The 20,144-nt window shown below is 70.8% G+C and carries 25 protein-coding genes and 1 pseudogene; 15 read left to right on the top strand and 11 right to left on the bottom strand.

Going from position 1 to position 20,144, the window contains the following annotated elements; all coding sequences use genetic code 11:
- The first annotated feature begins 6 nt into the window (after positions 1–6).
- Positions 7–936: an allantoinase PuuE gene (gene puuE / locus NJ376_RS13425; RefSeq protein WP_252953781.1), complete on the top strand. Its 930-nt coding sequence runs from the start codon at positions 7–9 to the stop codon at positions 934–936.
- A gap of 257 nt (positions 937–1,193) precedes the next feature.
- Positions 1,194–2,786, top strand: coding sequence for a 2-isopropylmalate synthase (locus NJ376_RS13430; RefSeq protein ID WP_252953782.1), 1,593 nt, complete (start codon positions 1,194–1,196; stop codon positions 2,784–2,786).
- A gap of 267 nt (positions 2,787–3,053) precedes the next feature.
- On the opposite strand, the gene NJ376_RS13435 is transcribed toward NJ376_RS13430, so the two are convergent.
- The 3 genes from NJ376_RS13435 to NJ376_RS13445 all read right to left on the bottom strand — a co-directional run bounded on the left by NJ376_RS13435 (position 3,054) and on the right by NJ376_RS13445 (position 4,615).
- Positions 3,054–3,257, bottom strand: coding sequence for a NepR family anti-sigma factor (locus tag NJ376_RS13435; RefSeq protein WP_252953783.1), 204 nt, complete (start codon positions 3,255–3,257; stop codon positions 3,054–3,056).
- A gap of 65 nt (positions 3,258–3,322) precedes the next feature.
- Positions 3,323–3,919, bottom strand: a complete 597-nt coding sequence (locus NJ376_RS13440; RefSeq protein WP_370288258.1) for a sigma-70 family RNA polymerase sigma factor — start codon at positions 3,917–3,919, stop codon at positions 3,323–3,325.
- Positions 3,920–4,018: 99 nt separating this feature from the next.
- Positions 4,019–4,615, bottom strand: a complete 597-nt coding sequence (locus NJ376_RS13445; RefSeq protein ID WP_252953785.1) for a sigma-70 family RNA polymerase sigma factor — start codon at positions 4,613–4,615, stop codon at positions 4,019–4,021.
- A 78-nt stretch (positions 4,616–4,693) separates the two neighbouring features.
- Between NJ376_RS13445 and NJ376_RS13450 the strand changes: the two genes are divergently transcribed.
- Positions 4,694–5,449: a PhyR family response regulator anti-anti-sigma factor gene (locus tag NJ376_RS13450; protein WP_252953786.1), complete on the top strand. Its 756-nt coding sequence runs from the start codon at positions 4,694–4,696 to the stop codon at positions 5,447–5,449.
- A 109-nt stretch (positions 5,450–5,558) separates the two neighbouring features.
- Positions 5,559–5,723 (top strand): DUF1328 domain-containing protein, encoded by a 165-nt coding sequence (locus tag NJ376_RS13455; protein WP_149537851.1) that lies wholly within the window; start codon positions 5,559–5,561, stop codon positions 5,721–5,723.
- A gap of 139 nt (positions 5,724–5,862) precedes the next feature.
- Here the strand turns inward: NJ376_RS13455 and NJ376_RS13460 are convergent, their stop codons facing one another.
- From NJ376_RS13460 to NJ376_RS13470, 3 genes are read right to left on the bottom strand one after another with little or no spacing between them, the layout of a single operon-like run.
- Complete coding sequence (locus NJ376_RS13460) at positions 5,863–6,348, bottom strand: CinA family protein (protein ID WP_252953787.1); 486 nt, start codon at positions 6,346–6,348, stop codon at positions 5,863–5,865.
- Positions 6,348–6,812: a phosphatidylglycerophosphatase A family protein gene (locus tag NJ376_RS13465; RefSeq protein ID WP_252953788.1), complete on the bottom strand. Its 465-nt coding sequence runs from the start codon at positions 6,810–6,812 to the stop codon at positions 6,348–6,350. The genes NJ376_RS13460 and NJ376_RS13465 overlap by 1 nt, the downstream gene beginning before the upstream one ends.
- A complete protein-coding gene (locus NJ376_RS13470; RefSeq protein WP_252953789.1) occupies positions 6,809–8,767 on the bottom strand; it encodes a lytic transglycosylase domain-containing protein in 1,959 nt (652 codons plus the stop codon). Before NJ376_RS13470 ends, NJ376_RS13465 begins: the two co-directional genes overlap by 4 nt.
- Positions 8,768–8,874: 107 nt before the next feature.
- On the opposite strand from NJ376_RS13470, the gene dapA reads away from it, so the two are divergent.
- Together dapA and smpB are read left to right on the top strand one after the other, a co-directional pair.
- The gene (gene dapA, locus NJ376_RS13475) at positions 8,875–9,753 is read left to right on the top strand and encodes a 4-hydroxy-tetrahydrodipicolinate synthase (protein ID WP_252953790.1); all 879 of its coding nucleotides are present in this window, start codon (positions 8,875–8,877) and stop codon (positions 9,751–9,753) included.
- Positions 9,754–9,778: 25 nt separating this feature from the next.
- Positions 9,779–10,264 (top strand): SsrA-binding protein SmpB, encoded by a 486-nt coding sequence (gene smpB, locus NJ376_RS13480; RefSeq protein WP_252953791.1) that lies wholly within the window; start codon positions 9,779–9,781, stop codon positions 10,262–10,264.
- A gap of 133 nt (positions 10,265–10,397) precedes the next feature.
- On the opposite strand, the gene NJ376_RS13485 is transcribed toward smpB, so the two are convergent.
- Together NJ376_RS13485 and NJ376_RS29320 are read right to left on the bottom strand one after the other, a co-directional pair.
- Positions 10,398–10,571 (bottom strand): NUDIX hydrolase, encoded by a 174-nt coding sequence (locus tag NJ376_RS13485; protein ID WP_252953804.1) that lies wholly within the window; start codon positions 10,569–10,571, stop codon positions 10,398–10,400.
- Positions 10,572–10,668: 97 nt separating this feature from the next.
- Positions 10,669–10,935 (bottom strand): annotated as a pseudogene (locus NJ376_RS29320) (ADP-ribose pyrophosphatase); the annotation flags it as partial.
- 77 nt (positions 10,936–11,012) lie between these two features.
- Here NJ376_RS29320 and NJ376_RS13495 point away from each other — a divergent pair.
- The 9 genes from NJ376_RS13495 to NJ376_RS13535 all read left to right on the top strand — a co-directional run bounded on the left by NJ376_RS13495 (position 11,013) and on the right by NJ376_RS13535 (position 18,611).
- On the top strand, positions 11,013–11,684 hold the full coding sequence (locus tag NJ376_RS13495) for a sulfite oxidase-like oxidoreductase (RefSeq protein ID WP_252953792.1): 672 nt from the start codon (positions 11,013–11,015) through the stop codon (positions 11,682–11,684).
- The gene (locus NJ376_RS13500) at positions 11,677–12,225 is read left to right on the top strand and encodes a glutathione peroxidase (RefSeq protein WP_252953793.1); all 549 of its coding nucleotides are present in this window, start codon (positions 11,677–11,679) and stop codon (positions 12,223–12,225) included. Before NJ376_RS13495 ends, NJ376_RS13500 begins: the two co-directional genes overlap by 8 nt.
- Before the next feature lie 246 nt (positions 12,226–12,471).
- A complete protein-coding gene (locus tag NJ376_RS13505; protein WP_252953794.1) occupies positions 12,472–12,714 on the top strand; it encodes a hypothetical protein in 243 nt (80 codons plus the stop codon).
- A gap of 72 nt (positions 12,715–12,786) precedes the next feature.
- Positions 12,787–13,527, top strand: a complete 741-nt coding sequence (locus tag NJ376_RS13510; RefSeq protein ID WP_252953795.1) for an SDR family NAD(P)-dependent oxidoreductase — start codon at positions 12,787–12,789, stop codon at positions 13,525–13,527.
- Complete coding sequence (locus NJ376_RS13515; protein ID WP_252953796.1) at positions 13,527–14,390, top strand: polysaccharide deacetylase family protein; 864 nt, start codon at positions 13,527–13,529, stop codon at positions 14,388–14,390. The genes NJ376_RS13510 and NJ376_RS13515 overlap by 1 nt, the downstream gene beginning before the upstream one ends.
- Before the next feature lie 13 nt (positions 14,391–14,403).
- Positions 14,404–15,342: a polysaccharide deacetylase family protein gene (locus tag NJ376_RS13520; protein ID WP_252953797.1), complete on the top strand. Its 939-nt coding sequence runs from the start codon at positions 14,404–14,406 to the stop codon at positions 15,340–15,342.
- Between the two features lie 177 nt (positions 15,343–15,519).
- Positions 15,520–16,506: a tripartite tricarboxylate transporter substrate binding protein gene (locus NJ376_RS13525; protein WP_252953798.1), complete on the top strand. Its 987-nt coding sequence runs from the start codon at positions 15,520–15,522 to the stop codon at positions 16,504–16,506.
- A gap of 79 nt (positions 16,507–16,585) precedes the next feature.
- Entirely contained in the window at positions 16,586–17,443 is an 858-nt protein-coding gene (locus NJ376_RS13530; protein ID WP_252953799.1) for an LLM class F420-dependent oxidoreductase, read from the top strand.
- Positions 17,444–17,486: 43 nt separating this feature from the next.
- On the top strand, positions 17,487–18,611 hold the full coding sequence (locus NJ376_RS13535; protein ID WP_252953800.1) for an ABC transporter ATP-binding protein: 1,125 nt from the start codon (positions 17,487–17,489) through the stop codon (positions 18,609–18,611).
- 189 nt (positions 18,612–18,800) lie between these two features.
- On the opposite strand, the gene NJ376_RS13540 is transcribed toward NJ376_RS13535, so the two are convergent.
- From NJ376_RS13540 to NJ376_RS13550, 3 genes are all read right to left on the bottom strand, one after another.
- The gene (locus NJ376_RS13540; protein WP_252953801.1) at positions 18,801–19,694 is read right to left on the bottom strand and encodes an efflux RND transporter periplasmic adaptor subunit; all 894 of its coding nucleotides are present in this window, start codon (positions 19,692–19,694) and stop codon (positions 18,801–18,803) included.
- Positions 19,691–19,900, bottom strand: coding sequence for a DUF1656 domain-containing protein (locus NJ376_RS13545; RefSeq protein ID WP_252953802.1), 210 nt, complete (start codon positions 19,898–19,900; stop codon positions 19,691–19,693). The genes NJ376_RS13540 and NJ376_RS13545 overlap by 4 nt, the downstream gene beginning before the upstream one ends.
- A partial coding sequence (locus tag NJ376_RS13550; protein ID WP_252953803.1) for a hypothetical protein occupies positions 19,897–20,144 on the bottom strand: 248 nt, incomplete at its 5' end. The genes NJ376_RS13550 and NJ376_RS13545, both read right to left, overlap by 4 nt.

Genomic DNA, 20,144 nt, shown 5'->3' on the forward strand with positions numbered 1-20,144 from the left:
TGCGCCATGACCCAGCCCCCGCAGATCCTCGCCGGCGAGACCGAGCATCCCCGCGACTTCCGCGGCTATGGCGCAGCGCCGCCCGATCCGCGCTGGCCGGGCGGGGCGCGGCTCGCCCTCTCCTTCGTGCTGAACTACGAGGAAGGGGCGGAGAACACCGTGCTGAACGGCGATGCCGGCAGCGAGCTCTACCTGCACGAAGTCCCTGGCGGCACGCCGCGGCCGGAACGCGACCTTTCCACCGAAAGCCAGTTCGACTACGGCGCCCGTGCCGGCGTGTGGCGCGTGCTGCGGATGTTCGCCGAGCGCAACCTGCCGCTGACCATCTATGCCGTCGGCCGGGCGCTGGAGCTGAACCCGGAGGTGGGCGCCGCCTTCGCCGCGGCGGGGCATGAGGTGGCGAGCCATGGCTGGCGCTGGATCGACTACCGCACCATGCCGGAGGCGCAGGAACGCACCGAGATCGCCCGCTGCGTGGAGGTGATCCAGCGCATCGCCGGCCAGCGCCCGGTCGGCTGGTATACCGGCCGCATCAGCCTGCGCACCCGCCGCCTGGTCGCCGAGCATGGCGGCTTCCTGTACGACAGTGACAGCTACGCCGACGACCTGCCCTATTATGTACAGGCGGCCGGGAAGCCCCTGCTGGTCGTGCCCTACACCCTCGACAACAACGACATGAAATTCGCGGTTCCGCCCGGCTTCACCGCGCCCGACGGCTTCACCCAGTACCTGACCGACGCCTTCGACACGCTCTACCGCGAGGGCGGGCGGATGATGTCGGTCGGGCTGCATTGCCGGCTGGTCGGACGGCCGGGGCGGGCGGCGGCGCTGGCGCGCTTCCTGGACCATGTGGCGAAGCACAAGGATGTCTGGGTCTGCCGTCGGGCGGAGATCGCGCGGCATTGGCTGGCGACGCATCCGCCGCAGGCCGGCTGAGCCGCCCCCGCCCCAACCCCCCTTGCGCCCCGCGGCGGCGCCAGTATAGGGTGCCTGGGCATGACCCCGCGCACCATCCTTGCCGGCCCCAGCCGCGGCTCCGCCGCCGCTGCCGGTGCGCGCCCGCTGCCCGGCCTCCTTCTCCTTCGACTTAGCCGCCCCTGGGCGTGACGGCCGGCTGACCGCCGGGCTTCGCTCAGGGGATCCTGGGGCGCAGCGCGCGCCGCTTTCCGGCATCGTCACGAAGGAACGTCACCATGGCCATCACCCATCCCAGCTTCGGCACGCTGGACGACAACCGCATCATCTTCTTCGACACCACGCTGCGGGACGGCGAGCAGTCGCCCGGCTTCTCCATGAACATCGAGGAGAAGCTGCGGATGGCGGAGGCGCTGGCCGAGCTCGGCGTCGACGTCATCGAGGCCGGCTTCGCCATCGCCTCGCCTGGCGATTTCGAGAGCGTGCAGTCCATCGCCCGCAAATTCTCAAAGGATGGCCCCGTGGTGGCCAGCCTGTCGCGCGCGAATGCCGCCGACATCAACGCCTCCGGTGAGGCGCTGAAGCCCGCCGCCCGCAAGCGCGTGCATATCGTGCTGGCGACCAGCGACCTGCATATGCGGGTGAAGCTGCGGATGAGCCGCGACGAGGTGCTGGAGGCGATCGAGCGCAGCGTGACGCTCGGCCGCAGCCATGCCGAGGACGTGGAATGGTCCGCCGAGGATGGCAGCCGCACCGATCCCGACTTCCTCTGCCGCTGCGTCGAGACGGCGATCAAGGCCGGCGCCACCACCATCAACATCCCGGACACCGTCGGCTACTCAATGCCGGAGGACATGGCGCGGATCTTCCGCGACCTGCGCAACCGGGTGCCAGGCATCGAGAAGGTCGTGCTCTCCGCGCACAACCACAACGACCTCGGCATGGCGGTGGCGAACACCGTGGCCGCCATCCAGGCTGGGGTGCGGCAGATCGAGAGCACGATCAACGGCATTGGCGAGCGGGCCGGCAATGCCAGCCTGGAGGAGGTGGCGATGGCGTTGCGCACGCGCCATGATGCGTTGCCCTTCAAGACCGGCATCACCACCCAGCGCATCCTGAAGACGAGCCGGTTGCTGGCCACCATCACCGGCTTCGATGTGCAGCCGAACAAGGCGATCGTCGGTCGCAACGCCTTCGCGCATGAGAGCGGCATCCACCAGGATGGCGTGCTGAAGGACGCCTCGACCTACGAGATCATGACGCCGGAGAGCGTCGGCTGGTCCACCAACTCCCTGGTGCTGGGCAAGCATTCCGGGCGGGCGGCGTTCCGCGACAAGCTGAAGGCGCTGGGCTATGGCGACCTGGGCGACAACGCGGTGAACGACGCCTTCCGCCGCTTCAAGGAACTCGCCGACCGCAAGAAGGTGGTCTACGACGAGGATGTGGCCGCGCTGGTGGATGACGAGGTCGTTCGCGGCAATGACCGGGTGAAGCTGGCCGGGCTGACGGTGGCCACCGGCCTCGGCGTGCGGCCCATGGCGACCCTGGCGCTGGAAGTGGATGGCGAGCGGCGCGACGGCATGGCGACCGGCGATGGCGCGGTGGATGCCACCTTCATCGCCATTCGCCAGGCCTTCCCGCATGACGCAGCGCTGAAGCTCTTCGCGGTGCAGAGCGTGACCGGTGGCACGGATGCCCAGGCGCGCGTCACGGTGCGGCTGGAGGAAGGTGGCAAGCTGGTGGATGGCCAGGGTGCCGATACGGACACCATCGTGGCTGCCGCCCGGGCCTATGTGCACGCGCTGAACAAGCTGCTGGCGAAGCGGGAGCGGACGGCGCCGCCCGAGTTCCAGAAGGCGCTTTCGGCCTGAGACCCAGCGCTACCGGAAAGCCGTCTCGCGGCCGTCCGGGCTTTGGGAATGACGACGCGCGGCAAGGCCCACTGCCTTGCCGCGCAGCGCATCGTCGGCTCCGTTACGTCACGATTTCCACGTCGCAGGGGGGCGGATACGCCCCGCGCATCACGCAAGACGAGCCAAGCTGAGACAGCGCCCGGCTGGACCGTAGGGCTGGCCTGGGATGCCGTGCTGTCGCAGCATGGGGGCCGACCGGCCGTCCCGCCGGCGGCATCCCCGGAGCTACTCGCCCTGCTCTCGCGCCTCGCGATCCTCCTCGATGAGCTTCAGCAGCGCATCGGGAATGGGTTCGCTTGCGACGTTGTCGTACAACTGGTGCAGCCCGCGCTGCAGCCAGAGGTCAAAGGCCTGATCCACGCCCTGCTCCTGCCGGCCGGTGGCCTTGCTTCCTGCCTCGCCCGGCCGCTTCTGTTCTGCCTTGCTCATCGGCGTCCCTGCCGGGCCCTCTCGTTATCGGGTGCGCGGGCGGCTGCGCACCCCATCGTGCCAGCCTAAACGCTGGCGCGATCTTCGCCAACGTCCCCCGTAACGAATCCCGGCGTAACGATTTCGGGAAGCCGGCGATCCCGCTCCGGCCGCGGCGCCGGGCGCTCCTCACCCGTCAGCCAAGCCTGGAGCTGGCGGCGGGCGCGGAAGACGCGGCTCTTCGCCGTGCCCACGGCGCAGCCCGTGGTCTCCGCCACTTCCTCGTAGGACATGCCCTGCAGCACCACCATGAACAGCGCCTCGCGCTGGTCGGAGGGCAGCCGGCCCAGGGCGCGGCTCAGCTCCTTCAGCACCAGCCGGTCCTCATGCGCGGCGTTCACCGCGAAGAGCGACATCGGCAGGTCCTCGATATCGGTGGTCTCGCGCTGCCGGCGCAGCGTGCTGATGAAGCGGTTGCGCAGGATGCGATGCATCCAGGCCGCGAAATTGGTGCCGGGCGTGAAGCTGTCCTGTGCCGCCAGCGCATTCGCCACCGCGTCCTGCACCAGATCCTCGGCCGCCGCGCGGTTCCGCGTCAGCGCCAGCGCCTGTACCCGAAGTTTCGGCAGCAGGGCGACAAGTTGGCCGTGGAATTCGCCACGCCCCGACTTCGCCTTCGGCATTTCGGGCTGGATGCTGGTCGTGCCGTCCATCTTGCTGCTCCCCTCGCGTCGTACCCTGAGAAATGAAGGCCGGCGGGGCAGGGTTGCATCGCGGCGCCGTTATCCGGTCACGGCTCCGAGAGCGACAGCGAGAAGTCGGCGGCCGCGGGTGACGCGCGCCTTCATGGTGCCGACCGGCACGCCGCAGATCGCCGCGGCTTCCGCATAGGGCAGGCCCTGGGCACCCACCAGGATCACCGCCTCGCGCAGCAGCGGTGGCAATTCCGCCAGCGCACGGGAAAGGTCCCGCAGCCGGCCGGGTTCTTCCTGCAGCGGCGGCGTGGCGACTTCCTCGGCCGGGGTCTCGGGCAGCGCCACCTCCCGCCGTCGGCGGCGGAGCTGTTCGTGGAAGGCGTTGCGGATGACGGCCAGCGCCCAGGCCCGCAGGTCGATCTGTCCGGAAAGGAATTCAGCCTCGCGCGTCTCGAGGCTGCGGAGGGTGCGCAGCAGCGCTTCCTGCACCAGGTCGTCCGCTTCGCTGCGATTACCGCACAGGTAACGTGCAAAGGCCCGGAGTTCCGGCAACAATCCCGCGAGGCGGTCGCGCAGCGGCGGGGGCGTCCCTTGTTCCCTCACTGGCGGAGCAATATCAACGGAGCACGGCAGGGGCGAGCATGCGGAGCGGGTATAGCGGATGACATCCCGGGGAGCGAGCATGGCACCATGCCAGTGGAGGCGTGCAACTTGCAGGCCAGGGTCGAGGATCGGCGCCCGGGCGAGCGGAGGGGTGGGAACATGAGCGCGGTGGATCGGGCGGCCGTCATCCGTGCCCTTCCCTATGCGCGGCGCTATGCGCGGGCGCTGACGGGCAGCCAGCCGAAGGGCGATGCGGTGGTGGCGGATGCGCTGCGCCAGGTGCTGGCGGGGGAAGCCGCCACCTTGCAGGAGGACGGCGCAGCGCGCGCCGCGCTCTACACCGCCATCGGCGATACGGTGCGCGAGACGGAGGCGGCGGGCACGCTGGAGCTGCACGACGTTTCCCTGCTGCAGCGCATGCTGCTGCTGCTGACGGCGCTGGAGGAGCAGCCCCTGGCCGCCGCCGCGGCGGCGTGCCGCATCACCCCTGCGGCGGCGGAGCTGGAATTGCGGCTGGCACGGGACGGGCTGCGCAGCGGTGCCGCCGCCCGCGTGCTGATCATCGAGGACGAGCCGATCATTGCGCTCGACATCCAGGACCTGGTGGAGCGCAGCGGCCACAGCGTCGTCGGGATCGCCGCAACCGAGGCGGATGCGGTGGCGATCGCCATGGCGGAACGGCCGACCCTGGTGCTGGCCGACATCAATCTCGGCGCCGGCGGCGACGGCACGGCGGCAGTGGCCCGCATCCTGCGGGACGTCACCGTGCCGGTCATCTTCGTCACTGCATTCCCGGAGCGGCTGCTGACCGGCGAGGCGGTGGAGCCCGCCTTCATCATCACCAAGCCCTTCGACCCGACCACCCTGGCGGTCGCCACCTACCAGGCCGTCACCCGCGGCGTCCGGCCGCTATAGCGGGGCGCCGGGGCCGCGGCGCGGTCCCGGTGACGCCGCTGCCGTCGCGACGCCGCAACCGGCCCGCCTGCGTCGCGTTCTCCCGCCGCATCCGCTTCGGGAGACCGCCATGCTGTACTGGACCCTGATCTTCCTCGTTGTTGCGCTGGTGGCCGGGTTGTTCGGCTTCGGTGGCATCGCCTCGGCCTCGGCCGGCATCGCCAAGGTGCTCTTCGCCATCTTCATCGTGCTGTTCCTGGTCTCGCTGATTTTCGGCGCCGTCCGCGGCGCCTGACCCGGCGAGGTGCGGCAGGAGGGCCTCGGGCCCCCCATGCCGGGGCTGGAGCGGCTTCACGCTGACGGTGCCAGTCGTGAACCAGGCCAGCCCCTGATATGTGGCATTTCCGGCGCGTCAGGCGATGGCCCGGGATGCCCTATGCCAGTTCGTGCACCAGCCGCAGCGCCTCGGCCACGGTCGCCGCCCGCACCGCATCGCGGTCGCCGGGGAAAACCCGGCGCAGAACGCGTGTCGCTCCGTCGGCGCGTGCTGCACCGATATGAACCAGCCCCACCGGCTTGCCCGGGGTTGCGCCGCCCGGGCCGGCGATGCCGGTGCAGCTCACCGCCAGTATCGCGCCGCTGCGCCGCAGCGCGCCTTCGGCCATGCGCCGCGCGACGCTCTCGCTGACCGCGCCATAGCCCTCCAGCACGCCCCAGGGCACGCCCAGCACGTCCCGCTTCGCCTCATTGGAATAGGTGACGAAGCCGTGCGTCACCACGGCGGAGCTGCCAGGAATGGCGGTCAGCGCCGCGGCGATGAGGCCGCCGGTGCAGCTTTCCGCCGTCGCCAGCGTGACGCCCCTTCCTTCCAGAAAGGCCAGCAGCGCGCGTGCCGCCTCCAATGTCTCCTGCGGCAGCATCACAGTGGCACCTCCGGAATGGCGGCGCGCAGCAGCAGGATGAGGCATGCCGCAATGGCGCCGGCCAGCAGGTCATCCAGCATGACGCCGAGGGCACCATGCCGGCGGTCGGCCCAGCCAACCGGGCCGGGCTTCACGATATCCAGGATACGGAAGAGCAGGAAGGCGAGCGCGGCGCCGGTGACGCCGGCCCCCACCGGCAGGGCGGCGAGCGCCAGGGCCTGTCCGGCACCTTCATCCACCACCACCCAGGCAGGATCGGCGGCGGTGTCCTCCCCCAGGATCCGCTGCGTCGCCCAAAACCCCACCGCCCACAGCACCAGGCCGAGGGCCAGGCAGCCGAGCGGCCCGAGCAGCACCGCCGGCAGCACCAGGGCGGAGGCCCAGGTACCAGGGCCGGGCCGCAGCCGTCCGACGCCGCCCATGGTTGCCACCGCCATGGCGAGCCCGAGGCCGGGGCTCACGCGCCGTCCCGCAGCCAGACGGCCATCGGGTGGTCGAGGCTGGCGGTGGCGGGCGACTGGGTGCGATAGATCGCGAGGTTCTCCAGCACGCGCTGGACGTAGTTGCGCGTCTCGGCGAAGGGGATCTGCTCCATCCAGTCGAGCATGGTGGGGCCATCCGCGCGCGGGTCGCCGTAATTCCCCAGCCATTCATCCACCCGGCCGGGCCCGGCATTGTAGCCGGCGATGGCGAAGGGCAGGGCGCCGCTGAAGCGCAGCAGGAGCTGGTCGAGATAGGCGGCGCCGAGGCGAAGGTTGTGCGCCGGATCGCCGGTCAGCATCGGCAGGGCGTGCCGCAGGCCAAGCCGGCGGGCCACCGCCTGGGCGGTGCTGGGCAGCAGCTGCATCAGCCCGCGGGCATTGGAGGAGGAGACCGCCTCCGGGTCGAAATTGCTCTCCTGCCGGGCGATGGCGTGGACCAGGGCGGGTTCCGGCGCATCGGGCGGAGCAGGGTAGGGGGCGGGCCAGCCCTCCCGCGGCAGCATCAGCCCGGCCGCGCCGGCGCGGCGGGCGACCCAGACGGCGTTGTCCGGCCGGCCGAGGCGATGGGCGAAGCGCACCACCTCCGCCTTCGCCGCCGGGTCCGGTGCCAGCTCCTCCAGCCGCAGCAGGAGGGTGCGGGTGCGGCGCCCTTCGCCCAGCTCCGCCAGGATGCGGCAGAGCTGGGCCAGCTCATGCGCCTCGATGCCGGCCGCGCTGCCGGGCTGGGGCAAGGCGGCAATGCGGCGGGCGAGCAGGGTGCCGTTTTCCCCCAGCGCCACACCGGCGAGCTGGCCGTAGAAGGCAAGGGGGAATTCGGCGGCGGCGGCGAATCGCTGCCGGGCGCGGGTTGCATCGCCCTGGGCCGCGGCGGCGCGACCCTGCCAGTAGAGGCTGCGGGCGCGGGTGATGACGCTGCGGCTATCCTCCCCCAGCAGGGCGAAATGCCGTTCCGCGACCGCCGGCTCATTCAGCTTCCGCAGGGCGAGGAAGCCGGCGAGGAACTCCGCCTCCTGACGCGACTCGCCAGGGGCGGTGATCCCGTGGCGGGCGCAGATGGCATAGGCGGTGCGCGGCTCGCCCAGGCGCAGCAGCTTGCGGGCCATGATCTGCCGCTCCGGCCAGGCGGCGCGGGCAGTCGCGGCGTCGGGCGTGGCGCGCAGCGCGTCCCAGCAGGCGGCGGCCTCGGCATCCCGTTCCCGCCGCCGCAGCCAGCGCGCCCGCTCGGCGGTGAGCGCCGCATCCGTCGGCGCGAAGGTGGCGATGTCGGGCCGGTCCGCCTCCGCCCGGTCGGCGGCATAAGCCAGGCGGGCGGCGGCGATCCCCTGGCGGTCCGGGGCCAGCAGGGGCAGCACCCGCACCGCGCCGGCCTGGTCTCGCGCCAGGGCCAGGCGATCGAAGCGGCGCCAATGCTGCTCCGGCTGCAACAGCCCGGCGGCGCGGCCAAGAAAGGCGGGCTCGGCGGCCGGGTCGCCGGGCGATTCGGCCCAGCCGCTGCGCAGCACCTCGGCGGCTTCCGTGGCCTTGCCGGCACGGCCCAGTGCCTCTGCCAGGCGCTGGTAGCCGTCCAGGCTGCGCGGGGCACGGGCGGCGAACCATTGGACGGCCAGGCCGTCATCCGGCTCCGCCAGCAGGGCTTCCTCGACGCGGCGGCCAAGCGTCTCCTGCCCCGGCCAGTCCGGGTTGCCGAGGGCGAAGCTGATGATTTCCGCCGCCCCGGCGCCGCTGCTGCGGGACTGCAGCTTCAGCCAGGCGACGTATTTGGCCAGCAGCGGATGGGCGCTGGCGGCGGCGGCCTCGGCCTCCGGCCAGCGCTGGGCATTGGCCAGGGCGATGGCCTGGCGGCCAAGGGCGCGGCCGCCCTCCCCCTGGGCCAGGGCCGGAAGGGGGGGCAGGGCGGGAAGGGAAGCCAGGGCGAGGAGGGCGCGGCGGCGCATGCCGAGCTTCTACCGCATATCCTCCGCCGGCGGGAGCGGGGCCGGGCCTTGCTCCGGCCCCGGCCGCCCACTAGCTTCTGCGGTCCCGCCCCCGGAGGATCGCCAGAATGTTCCAAGGATCGATGGTCGCGCTGATCACGCCGATGCGCCAGGACGGGTCCGTGGACGAGAAAGCCTTCCAGGACCTGGTCGAGTGGCAGATCACCGAAGGCACCGAGGGGCTGATCCCCGTCGGCACCACCGGCGAGAGCCCGACCCTGTCGCATGCCGAGCACAAGCGGGTGGTCGAGATGTGTGTCGAGGCCGCGAAGGGCCGCGTGCCGGTCATCGCCGGCGCCGGCAGCAACAGCACGGAGGAGGCGATCGACTTCGCCCGCCATGCGAAGAAGGCCGGCGCCGACGCCATCCTGGTGGTGACGCCCTACTACAACAAGCCGACGCAGGAGGGGATGTTCCTGCACTTCACGGCCATCGCCGATGCCGTGGACATCCCCATGTTCATCTACAACATCCCGCCGCGCAGCGTCATCGACATGTCGGTGGAGACCATGGCGCGGCTGGCGAAGCACAAGAACATCATCGGCGTGAAGGATGCGACGGCGAACCTGGTCCGGCCGCTGCACACGAAGCGCGCCTGCGGTGAGGATTTCATCCAGCTCTCGGGCGAGGACCATACCGCGCTCGCCTTCAACGCCGCGGGCGGCGTCGGCTGCATCAGCGTGACGGCGAATGTCGCGCCAAGGCTCTGCGCCGAGATGCAGAAGGCCTGGCGCGACGGGCGGCTGGGCGAGGCGATGGCGATCCAGGACCGCCTGCTGCCGCTGCATGACAGCCTTTTCGCCGAGACCTCCCCGGGCCCGGTGAAGTATGCCGCGAGCCTGCTGGGCAGGGGCACGGAGAGGTGCCGGCTGCCGCTCGCCCCGGTCTCCGAGCCGGTGAAGAAGCGGGTGCGGGAGGCCATGGTCTCCGCCGGCCTGCTGAACTGACAGGAAGGAATAGTCGTCGTTCGCCATGGCGCAGCCGCGCAAGAAGGGGATGATCAGCCACGGCGTGGCCTCCACCAACCGCCGCGCCCGGTTCGACTACAAGATCGGCGAGACCGTCGAGGCCGGGATGGTCCTGGTGGGGCCGGAGGTGAAGTCGCTGCGCTCGGGGCGGGCGACGCTCTCCGAGGCCTGGGCCGGCGAGCGAGATGGCGAGCTGTGGCTGTTCAACTGCACCATCCCGGAATGGCAGGCCGGCAGCAAGGTGGCGCAGTTCGAGCCGCGCCGCCCGCGCAAGCTGCTGCTGCACCGCAAGCAGGTAAAGGAGCTGATCGGCAGCATCACCCGTGAGGGCGCAACACTGGTGCCGATGCAGATCCACTTCAACGAGCGCGGCATGGCCAAGGTGCTGCTGGGCCTGGCCGAGGGCAAGAAGAAGCACGACAAGCGCGCGGCGATCGCGGCGCGGGACTGGCAGCGGGACAAGGCGAGGCTGCTGCGAAACCGGGGCTGACCGGCGGCAGTGCCCGGTCCCCGATCCGAGTTTCGGCCCTGACGGTTCAACCGGCGGATTCAAGGGTTCAAAGGGCCCTTCGGCCCTTTGCGGGTGGAGTTTGAGGAGGCAGAGCTCTTCTCAGCATCCTGCCTCAGATCAGCCCCTTCACCCGCAGCAAGCCGAAGGCCGCCACCGTCGCCGCGTCGCGGATCCTCCCGTCGCGCAGCATCGTCTCGAACTCCGCCAAGCCGAAATCGCGGGCGATGAGCCCTTGCTCCTCCTTCTCCGGCGCCGTCGGGCCGGGGCGGAGGCCGGTTGCCAGCACTATGCTGTAGGCCTGTGCAGAAGCCGGCCGCGAGCAGCAGGGAGCCCGCCTCCTCCAGCCGCGCCGCCTGCGGCCCGGTCTCCTCCAGCAATTCCCGCCCTGCGCAGGCGATGAGGTCGGCGTCGTCCGGGTCGCGCATCCCCTGCGGGAATTCCCAAGCGCGGGCGCCGATGGGGTAGCGGTACTGCTCCACCAGATGGATGCGGCCGGCTTCCACTGGCACCACCACGGCGAAATCCGCCTTCTCCATCACGCTGTAGAGGCCGGGGCTGCCATCCGCCCGGCGGATCCGGTCCTCCCGCAGGCGGAGCCATGCATTTTCATAGACCAAGCGGGAGTCAATGGTGGTGATCTCAGCAGCCATCCGGCAAAGCTTCCCTGTGCCCAAGCCCTTGCATCCGCCGCCGCGCAGGGCAGGTTACAGGGACGAAGGAGGTTCCGATGGCCGAGGATGACAGCGTTCCCCTGACGGGCAAGCTGCGGGAGAAGCTGGTCGAGAGCAAGGAGGCCTGGGCGCGGGAGGGCAGGCTGCTCACCGGCCTCCAGGGCGACCGCGTGCGGGACCGGCTCCCCCCCGGCCAGACCCTGGTGAAGGACTGGCCGGTGCTCGACCTCGGCGTGCAGCCGGATGTGGCGCCGGATCGCTGGCGGCTCAGGGTGGAGGGGCTGGTGCAGGCGCCGGTGCGGCTGACGCTGGACGAGTTCATGGCCCTGCCGCAGACCGAGCTGACCAACGACATCCATTGCGTGACGCAATGGAGCCGCTACGACAACCACTGGCAGGGCGTGCTGGCGAAGGAGCTGGTGGCGATGGCCCGGCCGAAGGAGGAGGCGCGCTTCGTCTCCTTCACCTCCTATGACGGCTACACCACCAATGTGCCGCTGGAGGAGTTCACCCGCGACGAGGTGCTGCTGGCGCATAGCTGGGAGGGCAAGCCGCTCACTCGCCAGCATGGCGGCCCGGTGCGCGTGGTGATCCCGCGCCTCTATTTCTGGAAGAGCCCGAAATGGGTGACGCGGATCGAGCTGCTGCGCGATGACCGACCCGGTTTCTGGGAGGTGCGCGGCTACCATAATTTCGGCGACCCTTGGCAGGAGCAGCGCTATGGCTAGCTGGACGCGCCGCGCGGCGCTGGCGATGGCAGGCATGCTGATGGCGGGGAAGGCGCTGGCAGGCGATGCCTTCGACTTCCAACTGGAGGCGATCGAGGGCGGGCCGCTCGATCTCGGGCAATGGCGCGGCAAGCCGGTGCTGGTGGTGAACACTGCCAGCTTCTGCGGCTTCACCCCGCAATATGCCGGGCTGCAGAAGCTATACAGTGCCTACCGCCCGCGTGGCCTGGTGGTGCTCGGCGTGCCTTCCCAGGACTTCAACCAGGAGAGCGCCGACAACGCGACGGTCAAGGCCTTCTGCGACTCCACCTACAACGTGGAGTTCCCGATGACGGCGCTGATGCATGTGCGGGGCGCGGAAACGCACCCCTTCTTCCGCTTCCTTGCCGACCGTGGCGGTGGGCCGCCGCGCTGGAATTTCCATAAGTATCTGGTGGCGCGGGACGGCCGTACCGTTCACGGCTTCCGCAGCCAGGTGGAGCCGGATGCGCCTGCGCTGCTGCAGGCGATCGAGGCGGCGCTGGCGGCGCCGGCGAGCTGAGCCTTTCGATCATGCCCGTGATCTACGGGCATGAGTTTCGCCCTGGCGAAGGGTGCGCCTTGCCTTTGCCGAAGGCAGCGCCCGGAGATACGGGCATAGCGAGCCCCCGGCTGAGGCTGGCGGCATGGCCAGACCCATCCACCGGCTGCGCGGCCGGGCTTGCGCTGCCGATCCCGCTGGCGCTTTTCCGGGGAACCGTTTCCCCTGAGCGCCGTTGCGCCTAGGCTTGCAACCAGGGACGGATCAATGCCAAGAACCATTCTTGCCGGGATGGCGCTCCTCCTCACCCTCGCGGCCTGCAACCAGGGTGGCAGCCCGGGTGCCAGGACAGCCGGTGACCCGATGCGCCCTTCCGCCGGCTCGCCCACCGGCCAGCTGAACAGCCCCTCCACCGGCGCGGGCACGCCGACGCCGATGCAGCCGGGCGGCAGCGGCGGCGTGGGCAGCGGCAACCAGCCGGGGCAGGGCGGCACCTCCTCGCCGCGCTGACGGCCTGACCGCCGCATCATCCCATGCCATCCTGCACGCGGTTGCAGGAGGGGAGAGCGGGGTATGGGGCGGATGCAGGACAGGCTCGCCGTCGTCACCGGCGCGGCCAATGGCTTGGGCGAGGCGATCGCCCGCCGCCTGAAGGCGGAGGGCGCGCGCCTCGCCCTGTTCGACATCGATGCGGCGGGCCTTGCCACGGTGGCGGAGGAGCTGGACGCGCTGGCCATCCAGGGCGATGTCACCGAGGAATCCATGGTGCAGCAGGGCTTCGCCCGCATCGCGGCGGAACTCGGCCCCGCGGACGTGCTGGTGAACAATGTCGGCGGCAGCCGCAACCAGAAGATCTGGGAAATGTCGGTCGAGGCCTGGGATTTCACCCTGCGCCTCAACCTGCGCTCGGCCTTCCTGTGCACCCGCGCGGTGCTGCCGGGGATGATGGAGCGGCGCTGCGGCGCTATCATCTGCATGTCCTCCGGCGCGAAGGAAGGCACGCCCTGGTCTGCGGAGCATAGCGGCGCCGCGGCCTATTCCACGGCCAAGGCCGGCATCCACGGCTTCATCCGCGACGTCGCGCTGGAAGTGGCGCCCTACAACATCCGCGTCAACGCCGTGGCGCCGGGGCCCATCGCCACGCCGCGCACCTCGCCGCTCTTCGCCGAGATGGAGAAGACGCTGCTCCATCCGCCCTCCCGCATGGTGCCGATGGCGCGGATCGGCGAGCCGGTGGATATCGCCAATGCGGTGCTCTACCTGGCCTCCGACGAAGCCAGCTATGTCACCGGCGTGACCCTGGACGTGGCAGGAGGCCGGTGATGACGGAGGAGCTGGAGGCGCTGCGCGCGGCGGCGGAAACCACCGCTCGGCGGCATCAGGTGATCGAGCGCATCGCCTGGCCGGAGGGAGCGCGCATCGCGGTGAACGTCACCGCGGATTTCGACGCCATGCTGCTGCGCCGGCTGCTGGGGGAGCCGCCAATGCAGCTCGCCAAGGGGGAATTCGGCGGGCGCGTCGGCATCTGGCGGCTGCTGGAGCTGTTCGGGCAGCACGGCATCCAGGCCACCATCTTCACCCCGGGGCGGATCTGCGAGCTCTATCCGCAGGCGGTGCGCGCTGCAGCGGCGGCGGGGCATGAGGTGGCCGACCATATGTGGGAACACCGCGTGCCGAAGGAGCCCGAGGTGGAGCGGGCGCATCTGCGCCGGGCCGCCGCCGCGCTGGAGCGGCTGACCGGCCGCCGTCCGATCGGCACGCGCAGCTGGCACACGCCGGCGCTGCTGCGGGAGGAAGGCTTTCTCTACAACTCCCACGAGGTGCCGGACCACCGCCCGCACTACATCTTCGAGAAGGACGGCGCCGGCCCGCTGCTGAACCTGCCCTTCCACTACGCCATCGATGACGCGATGTTCTTCAACTTCGCCTGGCTGAACAGCGAGAACGCGGCGCAGCGCATCACCGACCCCGACCGGGTGGAGGCGATGTGGTGGGACGCCTTCCTGCAGCAATACGAGGTGGGCGGCTACCTGAATATCTGCCTGCACCCCTTCGTCTCCGGCCGAGCGCTCCGCATTGCGATGCTGGACCGGCTGTTCACGCGGATGAAGCAATTGCCCGGGGTCTGGTTCCCGAGCTGCGAAGCGGTGGCGCGGCATTGCCTCGCCGCCTGCCCGCCACGCTGAAGGGGAGGGGGATATGCCCTGGAAGGATCGCTACACCATTTCCGACGAGCGCAGCCTGGCGGATGCGGAGGTATGCTGGCCGGAAGGCGCGCAGCTCTGCATGACGCTGACGGTGGACCTCTCGCCGCCCTGCGGGGAGGAGGGGATCAAGCCCGCCGACCTGGCAACGCCGGATGCGCAGTACGGGATGCATGGCGGGCTGGATGCGCTGCTGGGCGTGCTGGCGAAGCATGGGGTGCGCGCCACCTTCGCCGTGCCGGGCGCCATGGCGGCCATTCATGCGCCGCGCATCAAGGCGCTGGCCGAGGCGGGGCATGAGATCGCCGCGCATGGCTGGCTGCATGAGGATGTGAGCGCGCTCTCGCCGGAGGAGGAGAAGGCGCGGCTGGGCCGCACCACGGAGGCCATCGCAGCGGCCTGCGGCGCGCGCCCGCAGGGCTGGTATTCCCTGGCGCGCCCGGGCGACAAATTCGCCGGCGGCGCGGTGAGCGGCGCCACCATGTCACTGCTGCGGCAGGCCGGCTATGCCTATATGGGCAATGGCATGGCCGATGACCTGCCGCATTGGTGGGTGACGGATGCGGCGGCGCGCCAGGCGATGCTGGTGCTGCCCTACTACTATCACTTCGACGACCAGTTCTTTCTGCTCTTCCCGGCCAAGGGCACGGGGCTGGAGCATGCCGACGACTATTTCCGCAATTGCCGTGCGGAGTTCGCGGCGCAGTACAAGCGGGGCAGGCAGTTCAGCATGGTGGTGCATCCCCATGCCATCGGCTTTCCGCATCGGCTGCGGATGCTGGATGGGTTCCTGGCGGAGGTGCGGGCCCATCCCGGCGTCTGGCTGGCGACGGCGGGCGGCTGTGCCGCGCATTGGCACGCGCGGTATCCGGCCGCGGACTGGCTGCGCCTGGAGCCCAGCATCTGGCGCGACTACGAGGACAGCCTGAGCTGATCTCAAGCTCCGCATGGCCCCAGCCTCGCGGCGACCGAGGGCGTCCTGCCCCGCACCCACGGGGATGGATGGCCGCGTGGTGGGCCGGCGCCGGCCAGCCCGGCCTGGCCTGCCAGGAAGCCGTTGCCGGCGGCCGGTCCCTCCGCCACCATGTCGGTAAAGGGAGCGGAACCTTCGATGCAGAACAAAGGGATGGCGGCCGGCCCCATCGCACGCCGGCGCGCGCTGTTGACAGCAGCGGGACTCGCCCTGCCGGTCCCGGCGCTGGCGCAGGCGACGCGCTTTCCGGAGCGGCCGATCGAGATCATCGTCGGCTTCACCGCCGGTGGCGGCACCGATCTCGATGCGCGCAGCTATGCAAGGGCGCTGGAGCAGCGCCTGGGCGGCACCGTGGTCGTCAGCAACCGGCCCGGCGCAGGGGGCGAGCTGGCCCTCGGTGCCACCGCCCGGGCGCGGCCGGACGGGCACACCATCGGCACCACCAACTACCCGGGCCTGCTGACCATCCCCATCGAGCGGCAGGCGCAGTTCAAGTTGAGCGACTTCGTGCCGCTGGCCAATATCGTCACCGATCCCGCGGCCATCACCACCCATGTGGACAGCCCATACCGCACGCTCGGGGATGTCATCGAGAAGGCGAAGGCGGCGCCTGGCAGCATCACCTATGCCTCGCCGGGCGTCGGCTCGGATGACCACATGCAGCTCGTGCTGCTGGAGAAGGCGGCAGGCATCCGGCTGACCCATGTGGTCTATCAGGGCGATCCGGGGCTGCGGACCGCGCTGCTGGGGCGGGAGGTGGATCTGATCGGCCTCAACCTCGGCGCCGTCACGGCAGCGCCGGACAAGATGCGCATGCTCGCTCAGGCCAGCGCCGCCCGCAGCCCCTTCCAGCCGCAGGTGCCGACGCTGAAGGAACTGGGCTTTCCAGTGGAGATGGGCTCGGAACGCGGCCTTGTGCTGCCGGCCGGAACGCCGCCTAGCGTCGTCGCCCGTCTGGTCGAGGCGACCGCCGACATCGCCAAGGACCCGGAATTCATCCGTCAGGTGGAAAGCCGGTTCACCGTGCCGATCTACGAGGAGGGCGCGGCCTGGTTCGCCCGGCTGCGCCGGGAGGAAGCGCGCTTCCGCCAGATCTGGCAGGACTCGCCCTGGAAGGAGCGTTAGACGGCAGCCATCCCCCGAGGCGCCTTGACACACCGCCCGCAGGGCGGCGCAGAATCCGGGCAAAACGGAGGAGATGGCGATGCTGAAGATCGGCGCCGTGATGTTCTTCACGGCGGACTCGATGCATCCCGCCGAGCTTGGCCAAGTGCTGGAGGAGCGGGGCTTCGAATCCCTGTGGGTGCCCGAGCACACCCATATCCCTTCCTCCCGCAGGACGCCCTATCCCGGCGGCGGGCCGCTGATCCGGCCTTATTACGACATCATGGATCCGTTCCTGGCGCTGAATGCGGCAGCCACGGTGACGACGAGGCTGCGGATCGGCACGGGCATCGCGCTGGTGACGCAGCGGGACCCGATCGTGACGGCGAAAATGGTCTCGACGATCGACCAGCTTTCCAAAGGGCGGTTCCTGTTCGGCGTCGGCAATGGCTGGAACCAGGACGAGATCGAGAACCACGGCACCGCCTTCGCCACCCGCCACAAGCTGGCGCGCGAGCGGATCGAGGCCATGCAGGCGATCTGGACGCAGGAGGAGCCCGAGTACCACGGCGAATTCGTCAACTTCGACAAGATGAAGCAATGGCCGAAGCCGGTGCAGACGCCGCATCCGCCCATCATCGTCGGCGGCGCCTTCCCCTATGCGGCCCGGCGGGCCATCCGCTACGGCAATGGCTGGATCCCGCGCGCCGACCGGCTGGAGAAGGACGGCGTCGGCGTGCTGATCGACAAATTCCGCAGCATGGCGAAGGAGGCCGGGCGCGACCCTGCCAGCTTGCCGATCACCATCTTCCGCGTCCCCGAGGAGATCGACCGGCTGAAATACTGCGAGGAGATCGGCGTCGACCGCGTGACCTTCAGCCTGCCGGCCGAGGGCAGGGACAAGCTGCTGCCGATCATCGACCGCTGGGCCGAGATCAAGCACCGCCTGGGCGGTTGAGGCGCGGGCGGCGAGGCCGGGCCGCGCTGGCAGGAGTGCCTGGATGAAGCTGTTGCGTCGCCCGGATCTGGAGCTGATCGGCATCGACAAGGGCTTCCGTGGCAGGCAGGTGCTGCGGCAGGTCTCGCTGGCGGTGCAGCCGGGCGAGTTCATCGCCGTGCTGGGGCCGAGCGGCTCCGGCAAATCCACGCTGCTGAAGATCGCCGCCGGCTTCGAGCAGCCGGACAGCGGCAGCGTGCGGCTGCAGGGCGAGGATGTGACAACGGTGCCGCCCTACCGCCGCAACATCAACACCGTCTTCCAGAACTATGCCCTGTTCCCGCACATGACGGTGTTCGACAACATCGCCTATGGGCTGCGCCGCAAGAAGGTGCCGGCGGCGGAGGTGAAGCAACGGGTGGCCGAGGCGCTGGCGCTGGTGGGTCTGGCCAGTTTCGGCCCGCGCCAGCCGGAGACGCTGAGCGGCGGCGAGCAGCAGCGCATCGCCCTGGCCCGCGCCCTGGTCAACCGCCCCGCCGTGCTGCTGCTGGATGAGCCGCTCTCGGCCCTCGATCTCAAGATCCGCCGCCGCATGCAGGGCGAGCTGAAGCGCATCCATGAGGAGGTGGGGACCACCTTCCTCTGCGTGACGCATGACCAGGAGGAGGCGGTGGTGCTGGCCGACCGTATCACCGTCATGCGCGATGGCGGGCTGGAGCAGGTGGGCACGGCGCGGGAGATCTATGACCGCCCCGCCACGCCCTTCGTCGCCGATTTCGTCGGGGAGATGAACTGGCTGCGCGGCGAGGCCGGGGGCGGCACCGTGCGGCTGGCGGATGGCAGCGCCCTGCACCTGCCGGAGGGCATCTCGCCACCTGCCGGGGCCTTGCGGGTCGGCGTGCGGCCGGAGCGGCTGCGCATCGCCGCGGCCGGCGGCACCCCCGGCGCGTGGGAGAATGCGCTGGCGGCCACCATCGCCCGCATCACCTTCCAGGGGCCGAGCACGGTGGTGGAAGCCCGCACCGCAGCGGGCGAGGCGATCCGCTGCCTGTGCGGCCCGGCCGATGCCGCCGGATCGCTGCTGCCCGGCAGCGCCATCCTATGCCTCTGGGATGCCGGGGCGACCCTGGTCTTCGAGACTGCCGGCGCCCGGGCCGGCCCCGGCGGTGTGGAGCAAGCGGGGGGCTGACGGCCGGGCCGGGCGGCGGCGTGCTCGAGGCGGCCGCCCGCCGCTCCGCTCAGGAGCCTCGGCGCGGCTTCGCGCGCCCGTCAGACCAGTCGCTGCCCGTTGCCCTTCTGTGGCTTGGCCGTGGAAGGCCCTGCGAACCTCGGCATTCAGCGCCCCAGCTTCTCGCAAGCCACGGCTGATTCGCGGTGATCAACGTCCCGCATGCCGGTCCGGCGCCGTCTCCGGCATCATGCCGATGCTGACCGTCGCGGTCCGGCCGGGCAGCAGGCGCAGCCCGGGGGGCGGCTCCTCCAGCGCGATCCGCACCGGCACCCGCTGCGCCAGCCGCACCCAGGTGAAGGTTGGGTTCACATTCGCCAGCAGGCTGGGCCCGGCGGCGCGTTCGCGGTCCTCGATGCCGCCGGCGATGCTCTCGACCCGGCCCCGGATCGGCTGGGTCTCGCCCATCAGCCGTACCGTGGCCGGCGCCCCCGGCGCGATGCGCGGCAGCTTGGTCTCCTCGAAATATCCCTCAACCCGCAGGGTGTCGGTATCCACCAGCGCGAACACCGCCTGGCCGGCGGCGACATAATTGCCCGGCCGCAAATCCATGTTGGTGACGACGCCGTTCACCGGCGCCCGTACCCAGGACCGGTCGAGATTCAGCCGTGCCAGGTCACGCTCCGCCACCGCCTGCTGGTAGGAGGCCATGGCCTGCTCGGCCTCCGCTCGTGCCCGTTCCTGCGCCTGCACGGAGACGGCGGAGGTATCCAGCCGGGCGACGCGCTGGGCATCGCGCTGCGCCTGCTGCAGCGCGCTCCAGCGGGCGAGCGCCGCGGCATCGGCCTGCTGCACTGCCAGCTCGAACCGGGCGCGGTCGATCTCGAACAGCACCTCGCCTTGCTGCACCGGCTGGTTGTCGCGCACGCGGACCGTGGCGACCAGGCCGGAGACGTCGGCGGCGATCCCAACGACATCCGCCCGCACCCGCCCGTCCCGCGTCCAGGGATCCAGCATGTAGTAGGTCCACAGCCGCCAGCCGGCGAAGCCCGCCAGGATGACCGCGGCGAGGGTGAGGGCAATGCCGGCGAGCGGGCGCTTCATTGGAAACTCCAGGTCAGGGCGACGACGCCGCCGAGCAGCAGGACGAAGGCCGCCGCATCGAACAACGGCGGGTGCCAGACCAGGCGGTAGAAGCCGAGGCGGTCCAGCCCGCGATGCAGCAGGCCGGTCAGCAGCAGCGCCAGCAATCCCCAGATCAGCAGGCCGGGGATGAACAGGCCGAACAGGTCGAACTCGGCGAGGCTCATGCGGCGGCCATCCGTGGCGCGGTGGGGTGCGGCAGCAGCTCGGGCGGCGGCAGCGCCGGCAGCAGCGCCATGCGCAGGCCGGAGAGCGCGGCGGCCACCTCCGGCGCCACCCTCACCGCCTGGGCCAGCGCCGCATCGATCCGCCGCGCCGCGGCCTCGGGCGCCACCGCCTCCCGCACCAGGTCGGCCGTGGCGGCGACGGCGTCCCCCACCGCGGCGCGCAGCGGGGCGGGCAGGCGGGGCG

This window comes from Siccirubricoccus soli (assembly GCF_024178315.1).
GTDB lineage: Bacteria > Pseudomonadota > Alphaproteobacteria > Acetobacterales > Acetobacteraceae > Siccirubricoccus > Siccirubricoccus soli.